This is a genomic window from Sphingomonas sp. FG14, assembly GCF_057809675.1.
Genome location: NZ_JBMDKK010000021.1, coordinates 22,793 through 40,738, shown reverse-complemented (window position 1 = coordinate 40,738; position 17,946 = coordinate 22,793). Strand labels below are relative to the sequence as shown.

The following is a 17,946-nucleotide window of genomic DNA, read 5'->3' as shown; positions in this document are numbered from 1 at the left end:
ATGGAACGAGTCCTCGTGACCGGGGCGGGCGACAGTGTCGGCCGCGCCATCGCCGAACGGTTCCTCGGCAAGGGATACAAGGTTCACATCTGCGACATCCGCGCCGATGCGGTGCAGGCGACGCTCGATGCCAATCCGGGCATGAGTGGCAGCGCCGTCGATGTCGGCGTCCGCGCCGATGTCGACCGGCTGTTCGACGATGTCCGTGCCTCGGTCGGCGACCTGTCGATCCTCGTCAATGTCGTCGGCATGGCGGGGCCGCGCGCCGCGATCGAGGAGATCGACGAGGACGAGTGGGACAAGACCATCGCCGTCAACCTGTCCGGCATGTTCTATTGCATGAAGCGCGCGGTGCCGATGCTGAAGGCGAATGGCGGCGGGTCGATCGTCAATTTCTCGACTTGCTCGACACGCACCGGCATCCCCCATCGCGCGCCCTATATCGCGTCCAAGGCGGGGGTGGAGGGGCTGACCAAGAACAGCGCCCGCGAACTCGGGCCGTTCGGCATCCGCTGCAACGCGATCCTGCCCGGCATCATCAACAATGATCGGTTCCGCTTCATCGTCCAGCGCAATGTCGATGCGACGGGGCGCAGCTTCGAGGACATCGAGAACGACTATCTCAAATATGTCTCGCTGCGCACCAAGGTCGAGCTGAGCGAGTTCGCCGACATGGTCGAGTTCATCACATCGGACGCGGGCCGGAAGATCACCGGCGAGACGATCGCCGTCAGCGGCAACATGGAATGGGAAGAATAAGCATGAGCGGCAACAAGACGATCCTCACCTGCGCGGTCACCGGTGGCGCGCCCTTCAACCCCAGGCATCCTTCGATGCCGATCACGCCGAAGCAGATCGCCGATGCGTGCATCGAGGCGGCCTCCGCCGGGGCCAGCATCGTCCATATCCATGTCCGCGATCCGGAAACCGGCCAGGGCAATCGCGATCGTGCGCATTTCCGCGAGGTCGTGGATCGCGTGCGCCAGACCGGCACCGATATCGTGCTCAACCTGACCTGCGGCATGGGCGCCTATTTCCTGCCCGATCCGGAGCGGGAAGGGCATATGCTGCCGGGCAGCGACGTGGTCGGCGTCGATGAACGCGTCGCGCATGTCGAGGAACTGCTGCCCGAGATCGCGACGCTCGATATCGTCACCAACAACCAGGTCGAGGGGCCGACCGACTATATCTATTTCAGCCCCACCCACACGCTGCGCGCGATGGCGAAGCGTTTCCAGGCGGCGGGCGTGAAACCCGAACTGGAAGTCTTCGGCGCGGGCGATATCCTGTTCGGCAACAAGCTGGTCGAGGAGGGGCTGATCGACGGGCCGCCGATGATGCAGATGGTGCTGGGCGTGCAATGGGCGGCACCGCATGGCGTGGACACCATCCTGTACCAGCGCGGCCTGATGACGCCGGGCACGCATTGGGGCGCGTTCGGCATCGGCCGCGAACAGATGCCGATGCTGGCGCAGACATTGCTGCTGGGCGGCAATATCCGCGTCGGGCTGGAGGACAATCTCTATATGTCGCGCGGCGTGTGGGCGACGAACGGCCAGTTGGTCGAGCGCGCCTATTCGATCGTCAACGCGATCGGCGGCTATAGCGTGGCGACGCCCGCCGAAACGCGCGAGATCCTGCAATTGCGGCAACCTGGCTGATGGAGCTGGAGGCGATCGACCGCGCCCTGCTTGCCGGCGATCACGGCGCGGCGGCGGCGCGCGCGATGGCGATGCTGGTCCGCTATGGCGAAGCGGGTGGAGCGGAGCGCTTCGTGTCGGTCGAATCCGCGCATATCGACGGCTGCCTGTATCATGGTCCGTCGAGCATCGATTTCGCGCGCCGCTTCGTCGATCTCGGCGGGCGGGTGCGCGTGCCGACGACGCTGAACGTCGCCGCGGTCGATGTCGTCCACCCCGGCTGGCATTGCGGCCCGCCCGAACTGCTCGACGCGCAACGGGAACTGACCGAACTGCACGAACGGCTCGGCTGCGTGGCGACGCTGACCTGCGCGCCCTATCAGCGCATGGTCCGTCCCCGGCCGGGCGAACATGTCGCCTGGGCGGAATCCAACGCGATCGTCTTCGTGAACTCGGTGCTCGGCGCACGGACCGATCGCTATGGCGACTTCACCGATCTGTGCGCCGCGCTGACCGGAAGGGTGCCGCTCGCCGGACTTCATCGCGACGAGAACCGCCGGCCGCAACGAATCGTCAGGCTTCCGGAGCTGGAGGCGGCCGGGCTGCCGCGCGACCTGTATTTCGCGGCGATCGGCTATGTGATCGGCCAGCGGGCGCCCGGCCTGGTGCCGTTCGTGACCGGCGTTCCGCGCGATGCTTCGGAGGACGAGCTGAAGGCGTTGGGCGCGGCGGGCGCCTCGTCCGGCTCACTCGCGCTGTTCCATGCCGAAGGGGTGACGCCCGAGGCCGGATGGGCGGCCGGACATGCCGTGGGGTTGCCCGCGATCGAGGTCGCTGCCGCCGAGCTGCACGAGGCCGTTTCCCGGCTGTGCCCGGTGGCGGAGGGGGACGCGGTTGCGGCGGTCTGCCTGGGCACGCCGCATTATTCGCTCGACGAATTCCGGATCCTGAACGCCGCGCTCGACGGACGTGGCCCGGCCGGGGGCGTCGCGCTTTACGTCTCCACCTCGCGCGAGATCGCGGCGGTGGTGGAGAAGGATCCGGCCTTCGCGCCGTTGCGCCGTTTCGATGCCCGCATCGTCGTCGATACCTGCACCTATCTGGCGCCGGTCGTCCGAAACACCCAGGGCGCGATCCTGACGACATCCGCCAAATATGCGCATTACGGCCCCGGTAATTTGCAGCGACGGGTGGGCCTGATGACGCTCGAACGCTGCATCCGTTCGGCCGAACTCGGCCGGGTCGCGCCGCCATGCTGATCGCAGGACAGGCGCTGACGCCGGGCCGCGCCGCCGGGCCGCTGTTGCTGCTGAGCGAGCCGCTCAGCCTGTGGGGCGGGCTCGACCTGCGAACGGGTGCGATCATCGACCGGACGCACCCGCAATGCGGGGTGGTGATCGCGGGCCGCATCGTCGCGATGCGCAGTGCGCGGGGATCCTCGTCCTCGTCGAGCGCGCTGGTCGAGGCCGCGCGCGCCGGCGTCGCGCCCGCCGCGCTGATCCTGGGGCTGCACGATCCGATCCTGACGATCGGCGCGCTCGTCGCGGCGGATCTTTATGGCATCGAGATTCCGTTGATCGTGGTCGAGGAGGGGGCCTGGCCCGCGCTCGTGAACGAGGTCAAGCTGGTGATCGAGACGGAAGGCAATCAGGCCCGGATCACGATCGATCCAGTCTAGCCGTCCACACCCCCGTTCGGGCTGAGCTTGTCGAAGCCCTGTCCTTCCACTTCGATACCAAGGAAAGGCAGGGCTTCGACAGGCTCAGCCCGAACGGTGAAGGGGATAGCGTGCTATCCTGACGCTACAGCCGCCGCAGCGCCTGCGCCGGGCGCACCGACATCAGCGGCAGCGATCCGAGCAGGCCGATGCCGAGCGTCAGCACCGCGCCCGCGCCAAGCGTGCCGAGCACGACCCACCAGTCCGGCGCCCAGCCGAATTCGAACACGCGCACGATCACATACCAGGCGGCGGCGATGCCCAGCCCGAGCGAGACCGAGGCGAGCAGCGCCGCGAGCAGGCCATATTCCATCGCCTGCGCCGCCAGGATCTGCCCGCGCGTCGCGCCCAGCGTCTTCAGGATGACGCTGTCATAGCTGCGCGCCTGGCGCGAGGCGGCGATCGCGCCGACCAGCACCGCGATCCCCGCCAGGATCGCGACCGAGGCCGAAAGCAGGATCGCGGTCGCCATCTGGTCCAGGATGGTGCGGACCTGCCCGATCACCTCGCTCACCGCGATGATCGAGGCGGAGGGGAAGGCGGCGAGCAGCGCGCGCGAGACCGGGCCGTCATGGCTTTTGTCCATGCTGATCGTCGCGGTCAGGCTGTGCGGCGCGCCGGCGAGCGCGCTGGGCGAGAAGACGAGGATATAGTTGAAGCCCATCGTGTCCCAATGGACTTCGCGCAGCGAGGCGATCCGCGCCTCGATCTCGCGGCCGAGCACGCTCACGATCAAGGTGTCGCCGACGCCAACCTTCATGATGGCGGCGGCCTCGCGGTCGAGCGAGACGAGCGGTGGCCCGGCATAACCCTTCGGCCACCAGCGGCCCTCGACCAGCTCGCTGCCCTGCGGCAGGCTGTCGCTATAGGTCACGCCGCGTTCGCCGCGCAGGAACCACGCGCCCTCGGGCAGTTCGGCGAGATCGGCGACGCGCTGGCCGCCATAGGCGACGATCGTGCCGCGCATCGACGGCACGATGTTCATCTCGGCCTCCGGCGCCTCGCGCTTGATCACCCCCTCGAAGCGCGCGCGCTCGCCCGACGGGATATCGAGCACGAACTGGTTGGGCGCCTTTTCCGGCACGGTGCGGGTGATCTCGGCATTCAGGCTGGTCTCGATGCCGGCGAGCGTGACGAACAAGGTGAGCGCCAGGCCGAGCGCGATGACCAGGGCGACGGTCTGCGCGCCGGGGCGATGGAGATTGGCGAGCGCCAGCCGCAGCAGCGGCCGTTTCGGGCGCGGCAGGCGTTGAGACACGCGGCGGATCGCCCAGCCGATGCCGAGCAGCAGCACCAGCACCGCGCCGACCGAGGCGAGCACGACCGCCGCGAACAGCGGCTCGCGCGCGGTGCCCGTGGCCAGCGCGACGACGAGCGCGGCGAGCAGGGCGACCCAGCCCAGGGTGCGGCGATCGATCCCGGCGGCATCGTCCACGGCGGCGCGGAACAGGGCGGCGGCGGGCAATGTCCGCGCGCGGGCGAGCGGCGGCAGTGCGAAGGCGAGCGCGATCAGCGCGCCATAGGCGGCGCTGGTCGCGAGCGGCAGCGGATAGACCGCGATACCGGGCCGGACGGGCAGCAGATCCTGCGCGAGCGTGACGATCGCGATCGGCAGGACCGCGCCGAGCACGAGGCCGCAGCCGATCGCGAGCAGCGCCACCGCGCCGATCTGCATCAGATAGATGCGCGCGATATCCGCCGATGTCGCGCCCAGGATCTTGAGCGTGGCGATGCCGCCGCGCTTGAGCGTCAGATAGGATGCGACGCCATTGCTGACGCCTATCCCCGCGATGACGAGCGCGGCGAGGCCGATGAGCGACAGGAACTGGCCCATCCGTTCGAAGAAGCGGCTCGCGCCCGGCGCGGCGCGGTCGCGATCCTTATACTCCCATCCGGCGGAGGGATGGCGCGCCTGCAACGCCTCGACCGTCTCGGCCGGGTCGCGACCGGCGGACAGGCGCAGCCGGTATTTGCTTTCGAACAGGCTGCCGGGCTGGAGCAATTGGGTGCGGCGAAGCCCCTCCAGCGAGACGATGGCGACGGGGCCGAGCGTGAACCCCTCGCCGACCCGATCGGGCTCCTCGGCGATCAGCCCGCGAATGCGGAAATCGGCCTCGCCATAGCGCAACGTGCCGCCGGGGCGGACGAGCAGCCGATCGGCAAGCGCCTGGTCGATCAGGATCTCGTCGGGCGCGAGCGGCCTGTAGGCCGTGCCGCCCGCCAGCCGCAGCGTGCCGTAGAGCGGATAGGTGGTATCGACGCCCTTGAGCTCGGTGAGGACCGCCGGGGGTGCCCCGCCCGTGCCGGGGCCGCGCGCCATCGCGCGCGTGCGGATGGTGTCGCTGAGCCGGCCCAATTTGCCCAACTCCGCCTTTTCCGCCGCGCTCGCCTCGCGCTGGGTCATCGCGATCTCGATGTCGCCGCCCAGGATGACGCGACCGCGCGCGGCGAGTTCGGCGGTGATCGACGCGGTCAGGCTGCCGATCGCCGCCAGGGTGGTGACGCCGAGCAGCAGGCAGACGAACAGCAGCCGGAGCCCGCGAAAGCCGGCATGGAGATCGCGACGTGCGATCCGCCAACAGGCGGCCCAGCCGAGCGGCGTCATGCCGTGCGGTCCGCGACGATCAGCCCGTCGCGCATCTCGAGCACGCGATCGCAGCGCGTGGCGAGCGCGGGATCATGCGTGATGATCACCAATGTCGCGCCCGCCGCCGCCTGCCGCGCGAACAGCAGGTCGACGATCGCGTCGCTCGTATGCCCGTCGAGATTGCCGGTGGGTTCGTCGGCGAAGATGATCGTCGGCTTGGGGGCGACGGCGCGCGCGATCGCCACGCGCTGCTGCTCGCCGCCCGAAAGCTGGGCCGGATAATGGCCGATCCGGTGGCCGAGGCCGACCGCTTCGAGCTCTGCCGCCGCACGCGCGAAGGCGTCGTCGGCACCGGCGAGTTCCAGCGGCACCGCGACATTCTCGAGCGCCGTCATCGTCGGCAGCAGGTGGAAGGATTGCAGGACGATGCCGACGCGCCCGCGCCGCGCCCGCGCCAGCGCATCCTCGTCCAGCGCGCGATAGCCGATCCCCGCCACGGTGACTTCGCCGTCGCTGGCCCGCTCCAGCCCGGAAAGGATCGCCATCAGCGAGGATTTGCCCGATCCCGATGGCCCCAGGATCGCGACGCTCTGCCCGCGCGCGATATCCAGGTCGATCCCCTTGAGGATTTCGACGGGGGTTTCCTTCGATCCCAGCGTCAGCGTGACATTGCGCGCGCGGATTGCGATATCGGTATCATTGGTCATTGCCGGAGCGCGCGCCCTTGTCGTTGAAGTTTCCCCACTATGCGGTCGCAGCTTTGCTCGTCCACTCGCTCGTGGCCTGCACATCCGAACCGCCGGCAGGCAATTTGGTGACTGCCGACGCCAATGCAACGGCACCGGCGTCGAATGCGGCGGAAGACAGCGGCAAGCTGGTCGTCGCCTTTGGCGACAGCCTCTATGCCGGTTATGGCGTGCTGCCGCAGGAAAGCTTTCCCGCCGACCTGCAAAAGGCGCTGGCGGCCGACGGAATCGCGGCGACCGTCCACAATGCCGGCGTCTCGGGCGATACCAGCGCGGCCGGGCTCGCCCGGCTGGCCTTCACGCTCGACGGGCTGCCGCGCAAGCCCGATCTGGTGATCGTGGGGCTCGGCGGCAACGACATGCTGCGCGGCATCGATCCCGAGCAGACGCGCGCGAACCTGACCGCGATCTGCGAGGAACTGAAGAAACGCGGCATCCCGATCATGCTCACCGGCATGCTCGCCGCGCCCAATATGGGGGCGGACTATGCCGGGCGTTTCAACCCGATCTACGCCGATCTCGCCAAGCGCTATGGCGCGACGCTCTATCCCTTCTTCCTCGACGGGGTGGTCGGCACGCCCGCGCTGATGCTGCCCGATCATATCCACCCCAATCCCCAGGGCATCGATCGCATCGTCGGGAAAGTGGCGCCGGTCGTCGCGGGTGCGCTGGGGGACTGAGCCGGCGCGGTTTTGTTCGTGGGCATGCCATGCTACGCTACCCGCGTCGAAAAAGGCAGGCCGGTGTGGTTAGCCCGGCCCGCGTTCCAGAGTGGTTCCGAGGCAGGTGGCAACACCTGCCGGCTCGGGAACCACGACAAGCTGGAACGGGTCTGTCCGTCGCCGACGCGACGAGTCCCGCGGCCTTGAACGCCAGCGCATGGTGCGCAGGCGAGAAAAGGAGCGTGGACGATGCAACAGCAGATTTCCGTCATCACCCTGGGCATTGCCGATCTCGCGCGATCGCGCCGTTTCTATGTCGACGGCTTCGGCTGGAGCCCGGTGTTCGAGAATGAGGAGATCATCTTCTACCAGATGAACGGCCTGATGCTCGGCACCTGGCCACAGGGCGCGCTGGAAACGGATATGCGGCGGAGCGGCCTTGCCTGCCCCGGCGCCTTCGCGCTGGCGCACAATGTCGCGGCGGCGGGGGACGTGCAGTCCCTGATCGATCGGCTGGCGGATGCGGGCGGCACGATCCTGCGCGACGGCGACGCGCCGCCGCATGGCGGCTTTCGCGGCTATGTCTCCGATCCCGACGATCATTGCTGGGAAATCGCCTGGAATCCGTCCTGGACGATCGATGCGGAGGGCAGGGTGACGTTCGGCCTTTGACCGGCCCCAAGGCTGAAAGATCTGCGGGGGGCGGCGTGCTCCCCGCAAACCGATCCTCAATGCTCCTTCGACAGTTCCACGACGATCACCTCGATCGGCTCGGGCCCGACATTCACGTCCTGATGCTGGGTGCCGGGCGTGTTGGCGGGCAGCCAATAGGCCTTGCCCGACTGCCATTCATGGATCTCGCTGGTGCCGTCCTGCTCCAGGATCTTCATCGTGCCGCCCTTGAGCGCGATGAGCGCGCGGGGGTGCTCATGCCGGTGGAAGGGCAGCGGCGTGTTGGGGGTGATCACCGATTTCCACACCCGTGCCTGCGGATTCTGGAACAGGGGCTCGCGGCCTGTTTGCGGCGCCGCCGCGACGCCAGCGGCATAGCCTGCGCCCGCCGACACGGCCGATACCGCCATCGCCAGCATCGCCACTGTCAGTCCCGTCTTTCGGTTCATCGTCCATCCCCCGGAAAAGTTGCGCGGCCAAGCTATCACGGTCGCCGTGCGGGGAAAGGTGAAATCCCATGGAAATCGACGGCGGCGACGCGTTGCGCGCCCGCCATGCCGTGATAGGGTCGGGCGCGGGCGAGGCGGGGGCGATGGATGCGGTTCTGGTCGGGTTGCAAGGTCATGATGCTCGGTGCCGCCGCGCTGGCGTTGACGGGCGCCGCGCCCGCGCCGCCATTCGATGTGGTCGAGGCGTCGATCGCCGATATCGATGCGGCGCTGGCGTCGGGCAGGGTGACATCGCGGCAGCTTGTCGAGGCCTATCTGGCGCGGATCGCCGCCTATGATCAGGCGGGGCCGGCGCTCAACGCGATCGTCACGCTGAACCAGGCCGCGCTGGCGCAGGCCGACGCGCTCGACGCGGAGCGAAAGGCGAAGGGGCCACGCGGACCGCTCCACGGCGTGCCCATCCTGATCAAGGACAATTTCGACACGGCGGACATGCCGACGAGCGGCGGCACGCTGGCGCTCGCGACGTTGCGGCCCTCGGCCGACGCCGTGCAGATCGCGAAGCTGCGCGCGGCGGGGGCGATCATCCTCGGCAAGACGACGCTGCACGAACTCGCGTCCGGGGTGACGACGGTGTCGTCCTATACCGGCTATAGCCGCAATCCCTATGATCCCGCGCGTTCGCCCGGCGGGTCGAGCGGGGGCACCGCCGCCGCGGTCGCCGCCAGCTTCGCGGCGGCGGGCATGGGCAGCGACACCTGCGGATCGATCCGCGTACCTTCGGCCTATCAGAATCTGTTCGGCCTGCGCGGCACGGCGGGCCTGTCGAGCGGCAAGGGCATCATGCCGCTGTCCTCCACCCAGGATATCGGCGGGCCGCTCGCGCGCTCGGTCGGCGACCTCGCCATCATGCTGGAGGCGACCGTCGAGCCCGACGCGGACGGCACGCCGCGATCCTACCGCCCGATGCTGCGCGCCGACGGGCTGAAGGGCGCCCGGATCGGCGTGATCCGCGGCATGTTCGGCACCGCGCCCGAGGACAAGGAAGGGCAGGACGTCGCCGACGCCGCGATGGCCCGGATGCGTGCGGCGGGAGCGGTGCTGGCCGACGTGACCCTGCCCGGCGTGGAGGAGCTGCTCAAGGACAGCAGCATCACCCCGCATGAATTCAAATATGATTTCGCCGCCTATCTCGCCGCGCATCCGGGCGCGCCGGTGACATCGCTGTCGCGGATCATCGCGCTCGGCCTCGATCACGACGCGCTCGACGCGCGGTTCCGGCTCCGCGATGCGGGGGCGTCTCGCGACGAGGCTGCCTATGCGGCGGTGCTGGCCAAGCGCCGCGCGCTCAATGCGCTGGTGCTGCGGGTGATGGCCGAACAGAAGCTCGACGCGCTGCTCTATCCCACCTCGCTGCGCCGTCCGCCGCTGATCGGGGCGGACGATGCGATGGTCGCGCCGACCTGCCAGTTCAGCGCGACCGCGGGCCTGCCGGCGATCGCCATTCCCGCCGGCTTCACCGATCGGGGCTTTCCGATCGGGCTGGAACTGCTCGGCACGACCTTTGCCGAACCGACGCTGATCCGGCTCGCTTATGGCTGGGAACAGACGGCGCGGCCGCGCCGGGCGCCCTTCAGCACCCCCCCGCTGATCGGGGGCAAGGCCCCCGCGCCGATCACCTTCGCCACCACGATGCGCGCGGCCGGGGGCGCCGCCGCGAAGGTCGATTTCCGCTACGATCCGACGACGGCGGCGCTCGACATCCGCGCCAGGGTGACGGGCATCGCCGTGGACCAGATGATCGCGCTGACGCTCCAGCGCGCGCGGGACGGCGGCCCCGGCCCGATCCTGGCGCCGCTGATCCTGCATGGCGGGCTGAGCGGCGCCACGCGATTGATGCTGTCCGCCCCGGATCGCGCCGCGCTGCTCTCCGGCGGATTCTACACCGCGCTCTACACGCGCGCCGCGCCATTGGGGGCGGCGAAGGCGGCGGTCCGGGTGCCGGCGGGCAAGTAACCGGGGCTGCCGCGTTCAGCGCACCGGCCAGAAGGCCAGGATCAGCGGCACGCCGACGATCAGCACGATCAGGCTGAGCGGCGCGCCCAGCCGGGCATAGTCGCCGAACCGATAGCCGCCCGGCCCCATCACCAGCGTGTTGCACTGGTGGCCGATCGGCGTGAGGAAGTCGCAGCCCGCGCCGACAGCGACCGCCATCAGGAAGGCGTCCGGGCGCATGTGCAGGTCCTGCGCGAAGCTGGCGGCGATCGGCGCCATCACCAGCACGGTCGCGGCGTTGTTGAGGAAGGGCGTCACCGCCATCGCCGCGACCAGGATCAGCGCCACCGCGCCCCAGGGCGGCAATGTCGCGGCGGTTGCGGACAGCCAGTTGGCGATCAGGTCGGTCCCGCCCGTCGTCTGCAGGGCGCCGCTCACCGGAATCAGCGCGCCCAGCATGATCAGGATCGGCCATTCGACATGGGCATAGGCCTCGCGCACCGGCAGCGCCCCGGTCAGCATGACGAGCGCGGCGGCGGCGAAAAAGGCGACCGCCACCGGCACCAGCCCGAGCGCGGTCGCCGCCATCGCCGCGCCGAGGATGGCGACGGGCAGGATGCGCTGCTGCGGGCTGCCCAGCCGCAGCGGCCGTTCGGCGAGCGGCAGGCAGCCGAGCGCGCGAAGCTGTTCGGGCAATGTGTCGAGCGTCCCCTGCAGCACGATGACGTCGCCCGCGCGCAGCGTCGTATTGCCGAGGCCGCGCAACAGCCGGTCCCCGGATCGCGAGATGGCGAGCAGGTTGACGCCATAGCGATCGTGCAGCGCCACCTTTTCGGCGGCGCGCCCGATCAGCACCGAATCGGCGCCGATCACCGCTTCGATCACGCCGACATTCTCGGCGGCGGTTTCGGTCACCAGCGCGCGATCCTGTCCGGCGAGCGCCAGGCCGTTCTCCGCGATCGCGCGTTCCAGTGCATCGGGTTCGCCCTTCATCACCAGCGTGTCGTCCGCCTTCAGCACCATCCGTCCGGACGGTTTCCGCCGCTTGCCGTCGCCGCGTTGCAGGCCCGTCAGTTCGACCTCGCCCAGTTTTTGCCGGAAGGCGGCGATCGTCTGGCCCACGATCGGGGCGCTTTCGGGGATCTCCGCCTCGGTCGTGTAGTCCTGGATGTCGAGCGCTTCGCCCATCGTCGGCGCGGCGCGGCGGTCGCGCGGCAACAGGCGATAGCCGAAGCGCAGGAAGACGATGCCGACCAGCGAAAGGCCGAGCCCGACCGGCGCATAATCGAACATCGCGAAGGGCTCGCCCGTCATCTGTTCGCGCACGCGCGACACGATGATGTTGGGTGAGGTGCCGACCAATGTGATGAGGCCGCCGAGCAGTGATCCGAACGCCATCGGCATCAGGAAGACCGATGGCGAGGCGTCCGATCGCTTCGCCATGCGGAAGGCGGCGGGCATCAGGATCGCGAGCGCACCGATATTCTTGACCAGCGCGGAGAGGAAGGTGACCGACGAGACCAGGATGGTGAGTTGCCAGCGCACGCGCGACATGCCGGCGGTCAGCCGGTCGAGCGCCCGTTCCACCAGGCCGGATCGCGCGACCGCGGCGCTGACGACCAGCGCGCTGCCGACGATGATGACGATATCGTCGCTGAAACCCGAAAATGCCTGTTTCGCGGGCACCGTGCCCGCCGCGACCGATGCGAGCAGCGCGAGGATGGCGACGAGGTCGTAGCGCAGCCGTCCCCAGATGAAGAGCAGCATCATGCCCGCAAGAATTGCGAATGCGAGCATCTGGGGTTGGGTCATCGCGGCTCCGGACGGGCAAGCGCGACCGGACGGCCCCGCCCGAAGCTAAACGCCCCGGACGGGAAATTGGTCCTTAATCCAGAATGAGTTCCGCCATGGCATCGACGATCGCATCGGCGTCGAGGCGATAGGTGCGGTACAGGTCCGGCAGGTCGCCGGTCTGGCCGAAGCGGTCGAGGCCGAGCGGGCTGACCCGGTGGCCGCGCACGCCGCCCAGCCAGGCGAGCGAGGTCGGGCTGCCGTCGATCACCGTCACCAGCGACGCGTTGCGCGCCAGCCGACCGAGCAGCGCATCGGCATGCGACGCGCCGGCCTCTCCCTTCGTCCAGCGATTGGCGCGCTGGGCGGACCAGCCGCGTTGCAGCAGGTCGGGCGAGGTGACGTTGAGCAGGCCGATGCCCGGCAGATCCTCGCTGAGCTGTTCCCAGGCGGCCAGCGCCTCGGGCATGATCGCGCCCGTCGCGACGATCGCGTGCGCCGCGCCCTCGCCGGGTTCCTTCAGCCAGTATCCGCCCTTGAGCGCGTCGTCGCGCCATGCGGTGCCGGCGCGTTCCACCTGATCGAGCGTGCGGGTGGTGAGGCGCAGATAGACCGAACCGCCGCCATCGGCCTGCATATGGTCGAACGCCCATTCCATCATCGCGGCGAGCTCGTCGGCATAGGCGGGCTCGAAATAGGTGAGGCCGGGCTGGCCGATGCCGATCAGCGGCGTGTTGATCGACTGGTGCGCGCCGCCCTCCGGCCCGAGCGTCAGGCCCGACGGGGTGGCGACGAGCAGGAAGCGCGCATCCTGGTAGCAGCCATAGTTGAGCACATCGAGGCCGCGCGAGATGAACGGATCATAGACCGTGCCGATCGGCAGCAGCCGCGTGCCGAACAGCGGCGCGGCCAGGCCGAGCGCGGCCAGCGTCAGGAACAGATTCTGTTCGGCGATGCCCAGTTCGACGTGCTGGCCCGCGCCATGGCCGATCCATTTCTGCGCGGAGGGGATGCGCGCGAGCTGGAAGACGTCCTTCAGTTCCTGCCGGCGGAACAGGCCGCGCTGGTTCACCCAGGCGCCCAGATTGGTGGAAACGGTGACGTCGGGCGAGGTCGTGACGATATGGTCGGCGATCGGATGGCCCGATTTGGACAGGTCGAGCAGGATGCGCCCGAACGCCGCCTGCGTCGATTGCTCGGCGCCCTCGGGAACCGGGATCGCCGGCACGGCAACCGCCGGCGCCGCGGTCTCGCGATTGCCCGCACCCAGCGGAGAGGCGTCGACGAACGCCTTCAGCTCGGCGGCGGCATTGTCGCCAAGCCCGGCATAGGGTGCCCATTCGTCACCCTCGGCGATGCCCAGCCCCTGGCGCAGCGCCTCCACCTGATTCGGGTTCATCAGCCCGGCATGATTGTCCTTGTGGCCGGCGAAGGGCAGGCCATAGCCCTTGACGGTATAGGCGATGAACACCGTCGGCCGGTCGTCCTGCGCGGCGTCGAACGCCTCCGCCAGCGATTCGGCGCAATGGCCGCCCAGATTGGTCATGAGCTGCGACAGCGCCGCATCGTCATAGCTCGCGATCAGCGTGGCCACGCGTTTGTCGGCGCCGATGTCGCGCATCAGCCGCTCGCGCCACGCAGCGCCACCCTGATAGGTGAGCGCGGCATATTCGGCATTGGGGCAGGTATCGATCCATTGCTCGATCGCCTTGCCGCCGGGCCGCGCGAACGCCGCCTGCTGCAGCTTGCCGTATTTCAGCGTGACGACGCGCCAGCCGCAGGTTTCGAAGATGTCGTCGAAGCGGCGGAACATGCGGTCCGCCGTCGTCGCGTCGAGCGACTGGCGGTTATAGTCGATGATCCACCAGCAATTGCGGATGTCGTGCTTATACCCTTCGATCAGGCATTCGTAGATATTGCCCTCGTCGAGTTCGGCATCGCCCATCAGCGCGATCATGCGGCCCGCCTTTTCGGGGGCGAGGCGGCCATGCGCGATCAGATAATCCTGCACCAGGCTGGCGAAGGCGGTGATGCCGACGCCCAGGCCCACCGAGCCGGTCGAGAAATCGACGGGGATCCGGTCCTTGGTGCGGCTGGGATAGCTTTGCGCGCCGCCAAGCCCGCGAAAGCGCTGGAGCTGGTCCAGGCTCTGGTTGCCCAGCATATAATGGATCGCGTGGAGCAGCGGCCCGGCATGGGGCTTCACCGCGACCTTGTCGTTGGGGCCGAGCGCATGGAAATACAGCGTCGACATGATCGTCGACATCGATGCGCAGCTCGCCTGATGCCCGCCGACCTTCAGCCCGTCGCGGCTGTCGCGCAGATGATTGGCGTTGTGGATGGTCCAGGCCGATAGCCAGCGCAGCCGCGCGTCGATCCATTCGAGATAGGTGACCCGCCGCTTGCGCTCTGCGCGCGCCGCGATGCTGTCGATACGGGTCTTCGAAGGGGCCATGATCGGGTTCCGTGAAAAGGACGCTAAACCTGTCCTAATCCGTGGAACTCGAAGGCAGCAACTTGAATCGTCATTTCGGTGGTGTGGAATGCGCGGACGCCTGTTCTCTGGCGCCTGGCGTCAGGCTGACGCGCCGGCCTTCACGCCGTTCGGGCTGAGCCTGCCGAAGCCCTGTCCTTCTGTTTCGATGCCAAGGAAAGACGGGGCTTCGACAGGCTCAGCCCGAACGGGATGTCGGGATCTGGCGCGTTGCGGCTGGCGCCGGAAAGGCGTGGCGGCTCAATCGAGCGCTTCCGCCATCTCCGCCAGTTCGAGCCAGCGCAGTTCGGCCGCGTCGCGCTCCGCGCGCGCATCGTCGATCGCCCTGGTGAGCGCGGCGAAGCGCCCAGGATCGCGCGTATAGAGGTCCGGATCCGCGAGCGCCGCCTCGTCGCGCGCGATCGCGGCCTCGATTTCCTCGATCCGGCCGGGCAGCAGGTCCAGGTCGCGCTGGTCCTTGTAGCTGAGCTTGGTCCGCGCCTTAGCGGGCGGCGGGGGTGGCGGTGGCGCCGCCTTCGCGGTGGCGCGCGCGGGTTGCAGGCGCGCCTTGCGCTGGCGTTCCCAATCCTCATAGCCGCCCGCCACGATATCGACATGGCCCGATCCGTCGAGGCCGAGCGTGACCGTTACCGTCCGGTCGAGAAAGTCGCGGTCGTGGCTGACGATCAGCACCGTGCCTTCATAATCGGCGATCACTTCCTGGAGCAGGTCGAGCGTTTCCAGGTCGAGATCGTTGGTCGGCTCGTCGAGCACCAGCAGGTTGCTGCGCCGCGCGAATTCGCGCGCGAGCAGCAGGCGCGAGCGCTCGCCGCCGGAAAGCGAGCCCACCTTGGCATCGGCCAGGCCGGGTTCGAACAGGAATTCCTTCAGATAGCCGATGATGTGCTTCTTCGCGCCGAGCACCTCGATCCAGTCGCCGCCATCGGCCAGCACGTCGCGCACCGTCTTTTCCGGCGCCATCAGGCTGCGCTGCTGGTCGATGATCACGCCGTCGAGCGTCTTGGCCAGTTTGATGCTGCCTTCGTCGGGTTCGATCTCGCCGGTCAGCAGCTTCAGCAAGGTCGTCTTGCCCGCGCCGTTGCTGCCGACGATGCCGATCCGGTCGCCGCGCTGGATGCGGAAGCTGAAGTCCTTGATCACCGCGCGTTCGCCGAAGCGCTTGGTGACGCCGACCGCGTCGATCACCGTCTTGGTGCGGACATCGTCGGTGCCGATCGAAAGCGCGGCGGTGCCCGCCGGGCCGAGCATCGCGGCGCGGGTGGCGCGCATTTCCTTCAGTTTCGCCAGCCGGCCCTGGTTGCGCCGCCGCCGGCCGGTGACGCCGCGCTGGAGCCAGTGCTCCTCGATCTTCAGCTTCGCGTCCAGCCGCTGGGCGTTGCGTTCTTCCTCCTCATAGACCTTTTCGGTCCAGGCATCGAAACCGCCGAAACCGATCTCGTGGCGGCGCAGCGTGCCGCGATCGAGCCACAGGCTCTGGCGCGTCAGCCGCGTCAGGAAGGTGCGATCGTGCGAGATCGCGATGAAGGCGCCGCGATAGCGGCCCAGCCAGTCCTCCAGCCAGTCGATCGCGCCGATGTCGAGATGGTTGGTCGGCTCGTCCAGCAGCAGCACGTCCGGATCGAGCGCCAGCGCGCGCGCGATGGCGGCGCGGCGCCTTTCGCCGCCCGAGGCGGTGGCCGCCGGCCGGTCCATGTCGATGCCGAGCTGATCGGCGATCGCGGCGACCTCATGGGCTTCCGGCGCATCGCTGCCCGACAGCGCATACTCCATCAGCGTCGCATGGCCCGCCATCGCGGGTTCCTGTTCGAGCAGGATGACCTTGGTGCCGGGCACGATCGTGCGCCGCCCCTCGTCGCAATCGATCGCACCGGCGATCAGCTTGAGCAGGGTCGTCTTGCCCGCGCCGTTGCGGCCGATCAGCGCCAGCCGGTCGCGCGGGCCGACGAACAGGTCGAGGTGGCGGAACAGCCATCCCGAACCCTGGATCAGGCCGAGATCTTCATAGGCAAGGACGGGGGCTGACATGGAACGCTCTGATTGTCCTGAACTTGGGGGCGCCGGATCGCGGTTCGATGAACCGGCTATTCATGGCCTATTCAACGCTTTCCCCCTATGCCACAAGCCCATGAACGCAATGACTCGTCTTCTTGTATCCCTCGGACTCGCGCTTTCGGCCGCGCTTCCGCCCGTCGCGGCAGAGGCACAATCCCGCCGCGACGAACAGGATTCGGCCTATGACGCGAGCCGCAAGGGCCATGTGATGCCGCTGCACCGGATCGAGGCGATGGTGGTGCCGCGCTATGAGGCGAGCGGTGCGTCCTATCTGCGCGCGAGCCCGGAATATGACGAGGAACGCGCCATCTATCGCCTCAAGTTCCAGCGCGACTACAAGGTGTTCTGGGTTGAGGTGGATGCACGCAACGGCCGCGAGGTCGGCCGTTCGGGGCGCTAGCTTCTAGACCTTCGACAAGTCCCGCGTCCCCGGTGTAGGGTTGCGGCGAATACCCGTTTCAAAAAGGGGAAGAGATGCGCGTTTTGATCGTTGAGGACGAGCCGAGCCTCGGCCAGCAGCTCCGCAGCACCTTGGAGGGCGCGGGCTATGCGGTGGATCTCGCCACCGATGGCGAGGACGGCCATTTCCTGGGATCGACCGAAAGCTACGACGCGGTCGTGCTCGACCTCGGCCTGCCCGAGATCGACGGGCTGACGGTGCTCGATCGCTGGCGCCGCGAGGGCAAGGCGATGCCCGTGCTGGTGCTGACGGCGCGCGATAGCTGGTCCGACAAGGTGGCCGGGCTCGACGCGGGCGCCGACGATTATCTGGCCAAGCCCTTCCAGTCGGAGGAACTGATCGCCCGCCTGCGCGCGCTGATTCGTCGCGCATCGGGCAATGCCTCGTCCGAACTGGTGGCGGGCGACGTCCGGCTGGATACGCGATCGGGCAAGGTCACGCTCGCGGGATCGCCGGTGAAGCTGACCGCGCAGGAATACAAGCTGCTGAGCTATCTGCTCCATCACAAGGGCAAGGTGGTCAGCCGCACCGAGCTGATCGAACATATCTACGATCAGGATTTCGACCGCGATTCGAACACGATCGAAGTGTTCGTCACGCGGATCCGCAAGAAGCTGGGGCCGGACGTGATCACCACCATCCGTGGCCTGGGTTACAGCCTGGAGGATCCGGAGGCGTGAT

The 17,946-nt window shown here is 68.4% G+C and carries 15 protein-coding genes; 9 read left to right on the top strand and 6 right to left on the bottom strand.

The genetic code is table 11. The annotated features are described in order from the left end of the window. From ACODTA_RS26935 to ACODTA_RS26920, 4 genes are read left to right on the top strand one after another with little or no spacing between them, the layout of a single operon-like run. Nucleotides 1-759, top strand: a complete 759-nt coding sequence (locus ACODTA_RS26935) for an SDR family oxidoreductase (protein ID WP_489070296.1) — start codon at nt 1-3, stop codon at nt 757-759. Nucleotides 760-761: 2 nt separating this feature from the next. After that, nucleotides 762-1,661 carry a beta-keto acid cleavage family enzyme gene (locus ACODTA_RS26930; RefSeq protein ID WP_489070294.1) on the top strand — a complete coding sequence of 300 codons (900 nt, stop codon included), beginning with the start codon at nt 762-764 and terminating at the stop codon, nt 1,659-1,661. After that, nucleotides 1,661-2,899, top strand: a complete 1,239-nt coding sequence (locus ACODTA_RS26925; protein ID WP_489070292.1) for an aconitase X — start codon at nt 1,661-1,663, stop codon at nt 2,897-2,899. Before ACODTA_RS26930 ends, ACODTA_RS26925 begins: the two co-directional genes overlap by 1 nt. Then, nucleotides 2,893-3,318, top strand: coding sequence for an aconitase X swivel domain-containing protein (locus ACODTA_RS26920; protein WP_489070290.1), 426 nt, complete (start codon nt 2,893-2,895; stop codon nt 3,316-3,318). The genes ACODTA_RS26925 and ACODTA_RS26920 overlap by 7 nt, the downstream gene beginning before the upstream one ends. A 124-nt stretch (nt 3,319-3,442) precedes the next feature. On the opposite strand, the gene ACODTA_RS26915 is transcribed toward ACODTA_RS26920, so the two are convergent. Beyond that, nucleotides 3,443-5,962, bottom strand: a complete 2,520-nt coding sequence (locus ACODTA_RS26915; protein WP_489070288.1) for an ABC transporter permease — start codon at nt 5,960-5,962, stop codon at nt 3,443-3,445. Beyond that, nucleotides 5,959-6,651: an ABC transporter ATP-binding protein gene (locus tag ACODTA_RS26910; RefSeq protein ID WP_489070286.1), complete on the bottom strand. Its 693-nt coding sequence runs from the start codon at nt 6,649-6,651 to the stop codon at nt 5,959-5,961. The genes ACODTA_RS26915 and ACODTA_RS26910 overlap by 4 nt, the downstream gene beginning before the upstream one ends. A 17-nt stretch (nt 6,652-6,668) precedes the next feature. On the opposite strand from ACODTA_RS26910, the gene ACODTA_RS26905 reads away from it, so the two are divergent. Continuing rightward, complete coding sequence (locus ACODTA_RS26905; protein WP_489070284.1) at nt 6,669-7,370, top strand: arylesterase; 702 nt, start codon at nt 6,669-6,671, stop codon at nt 7,368-7,370. 231 nt (nt 7,371-7,601) lie between these two features. Continuing rightward, nucleotides 7,602-8,024 (top strand): VOC family protein, encoded by a 423-nt coding sequence (locus ACODTA_RS26900; protein WP_489070282.1) that lies wholly within the window; start codon nt 7,602-7,604, stop codon nt 8,022-8,024. 56 nt (nt 8,025-8,080) lie between these two features. Here the strand turns inward: ACODTA_RS26900 and ACODTA_RS26895 are convergent, their stop codons facing one another. Then, the gene (locus tag ACODTA_RS26895; RefSeq protein ID WP_489070280.1) at nt 8,081-8,473 is read right to left on the bottom strand and encodes a cupin domain-containing protein; all 393 of its coding nucleotides are present in this window, start codon (nt 8,471-8,473) and stop codon (nt 8,081-8,083) included. Between the two features lie 147 nt (nt 8,474-8,620). Between ACODTA_RS26895 and ACODTA_RS26890 the strand changes: the two genes are divergently transcribed. Beyond that, the gene (locus ACODTA_RS26890; RefSeq protein ID WP_489070278.1) at nt 8,621-10,489 is read left to right on the top strand and encodes an amidase; all 1,869 of its coding nucleotides are present in this window, start codon (nt 8,621-8,623) and stop codon (nt 10,487-10,489) included. Nucleotides 10,490-10,504: 15 nt separating this feature from the next. On the opposite strand, the gene ACODTA_RS26885 is transcribed toward ACODTA_RS26890, so the two are convergent. From ACODTA_RS26885 to ACODTA_RS26875, 3 genes are all read right to left on the bottom strand, one after another. After that, nucleotides 10,505-12,280: an SLC13 family permease gene (locus ACODTA_RS26885; RefSeq protein ID WP_489070276.1), complete on the bottom strand. Its 1,776-nt coding sequence runs from the start codon at nt 12,278-12,280 to the stop codon at nt 10,505-10,507. 73 nt (nt 12,281-12,353) lie between these two features. Continuing rightward, nucleotides 12,354-14,714 (bottom strand): transketolase, encoded by a 2,361-nt coding sequence (locus tag ACODTA_RS26880; RefSeq protein ID WP_489070274.1) that lies wholly within the window; start codon nt 14,712-14,714, stop codon nt 12,354-12,356. Between the two features lie 279 nt (nt 14,715-14,993). Then, on the bottom strand, nt 14,994-16,778 hold the full coding sequence (locus tag ACODTA_RS26875; protein ID WP_489070272.1) for an ABC-F family ATP-binding cassette domain-containing protein: 1,785 nt from the start codon (nt 16,776-16,778) through the stop codon (nt 14,994-14,996). A 109-nt stretch (nt 16,779-16,887) separates the two neighbouring features. Between ACODTA_RS26875 and ACODTA_RS26870 the strand changes: the two genes are divergently transcribed. Then, entirely contained in the window at nt 16,888-17,205 is a 318-nt protein-coding gene (locus ACODTA_RS26870; protein WP_489070270.1) for a hypothetical protein, read from the top strand. 74 nt (nt 17,206-17,279) lie between these two features. Next, complete coding sequence (locus tag ACODTA_RS26865; protein WP_222989114.1) at nt 17,280-17,945, top strand: response regulator transcription factor; 666 nt, start codon at nt 17,280-17,282, stop codon at nt 17,943-17,945. Nucleotide 17,946 lies beyond the last annotated feature (1 nt).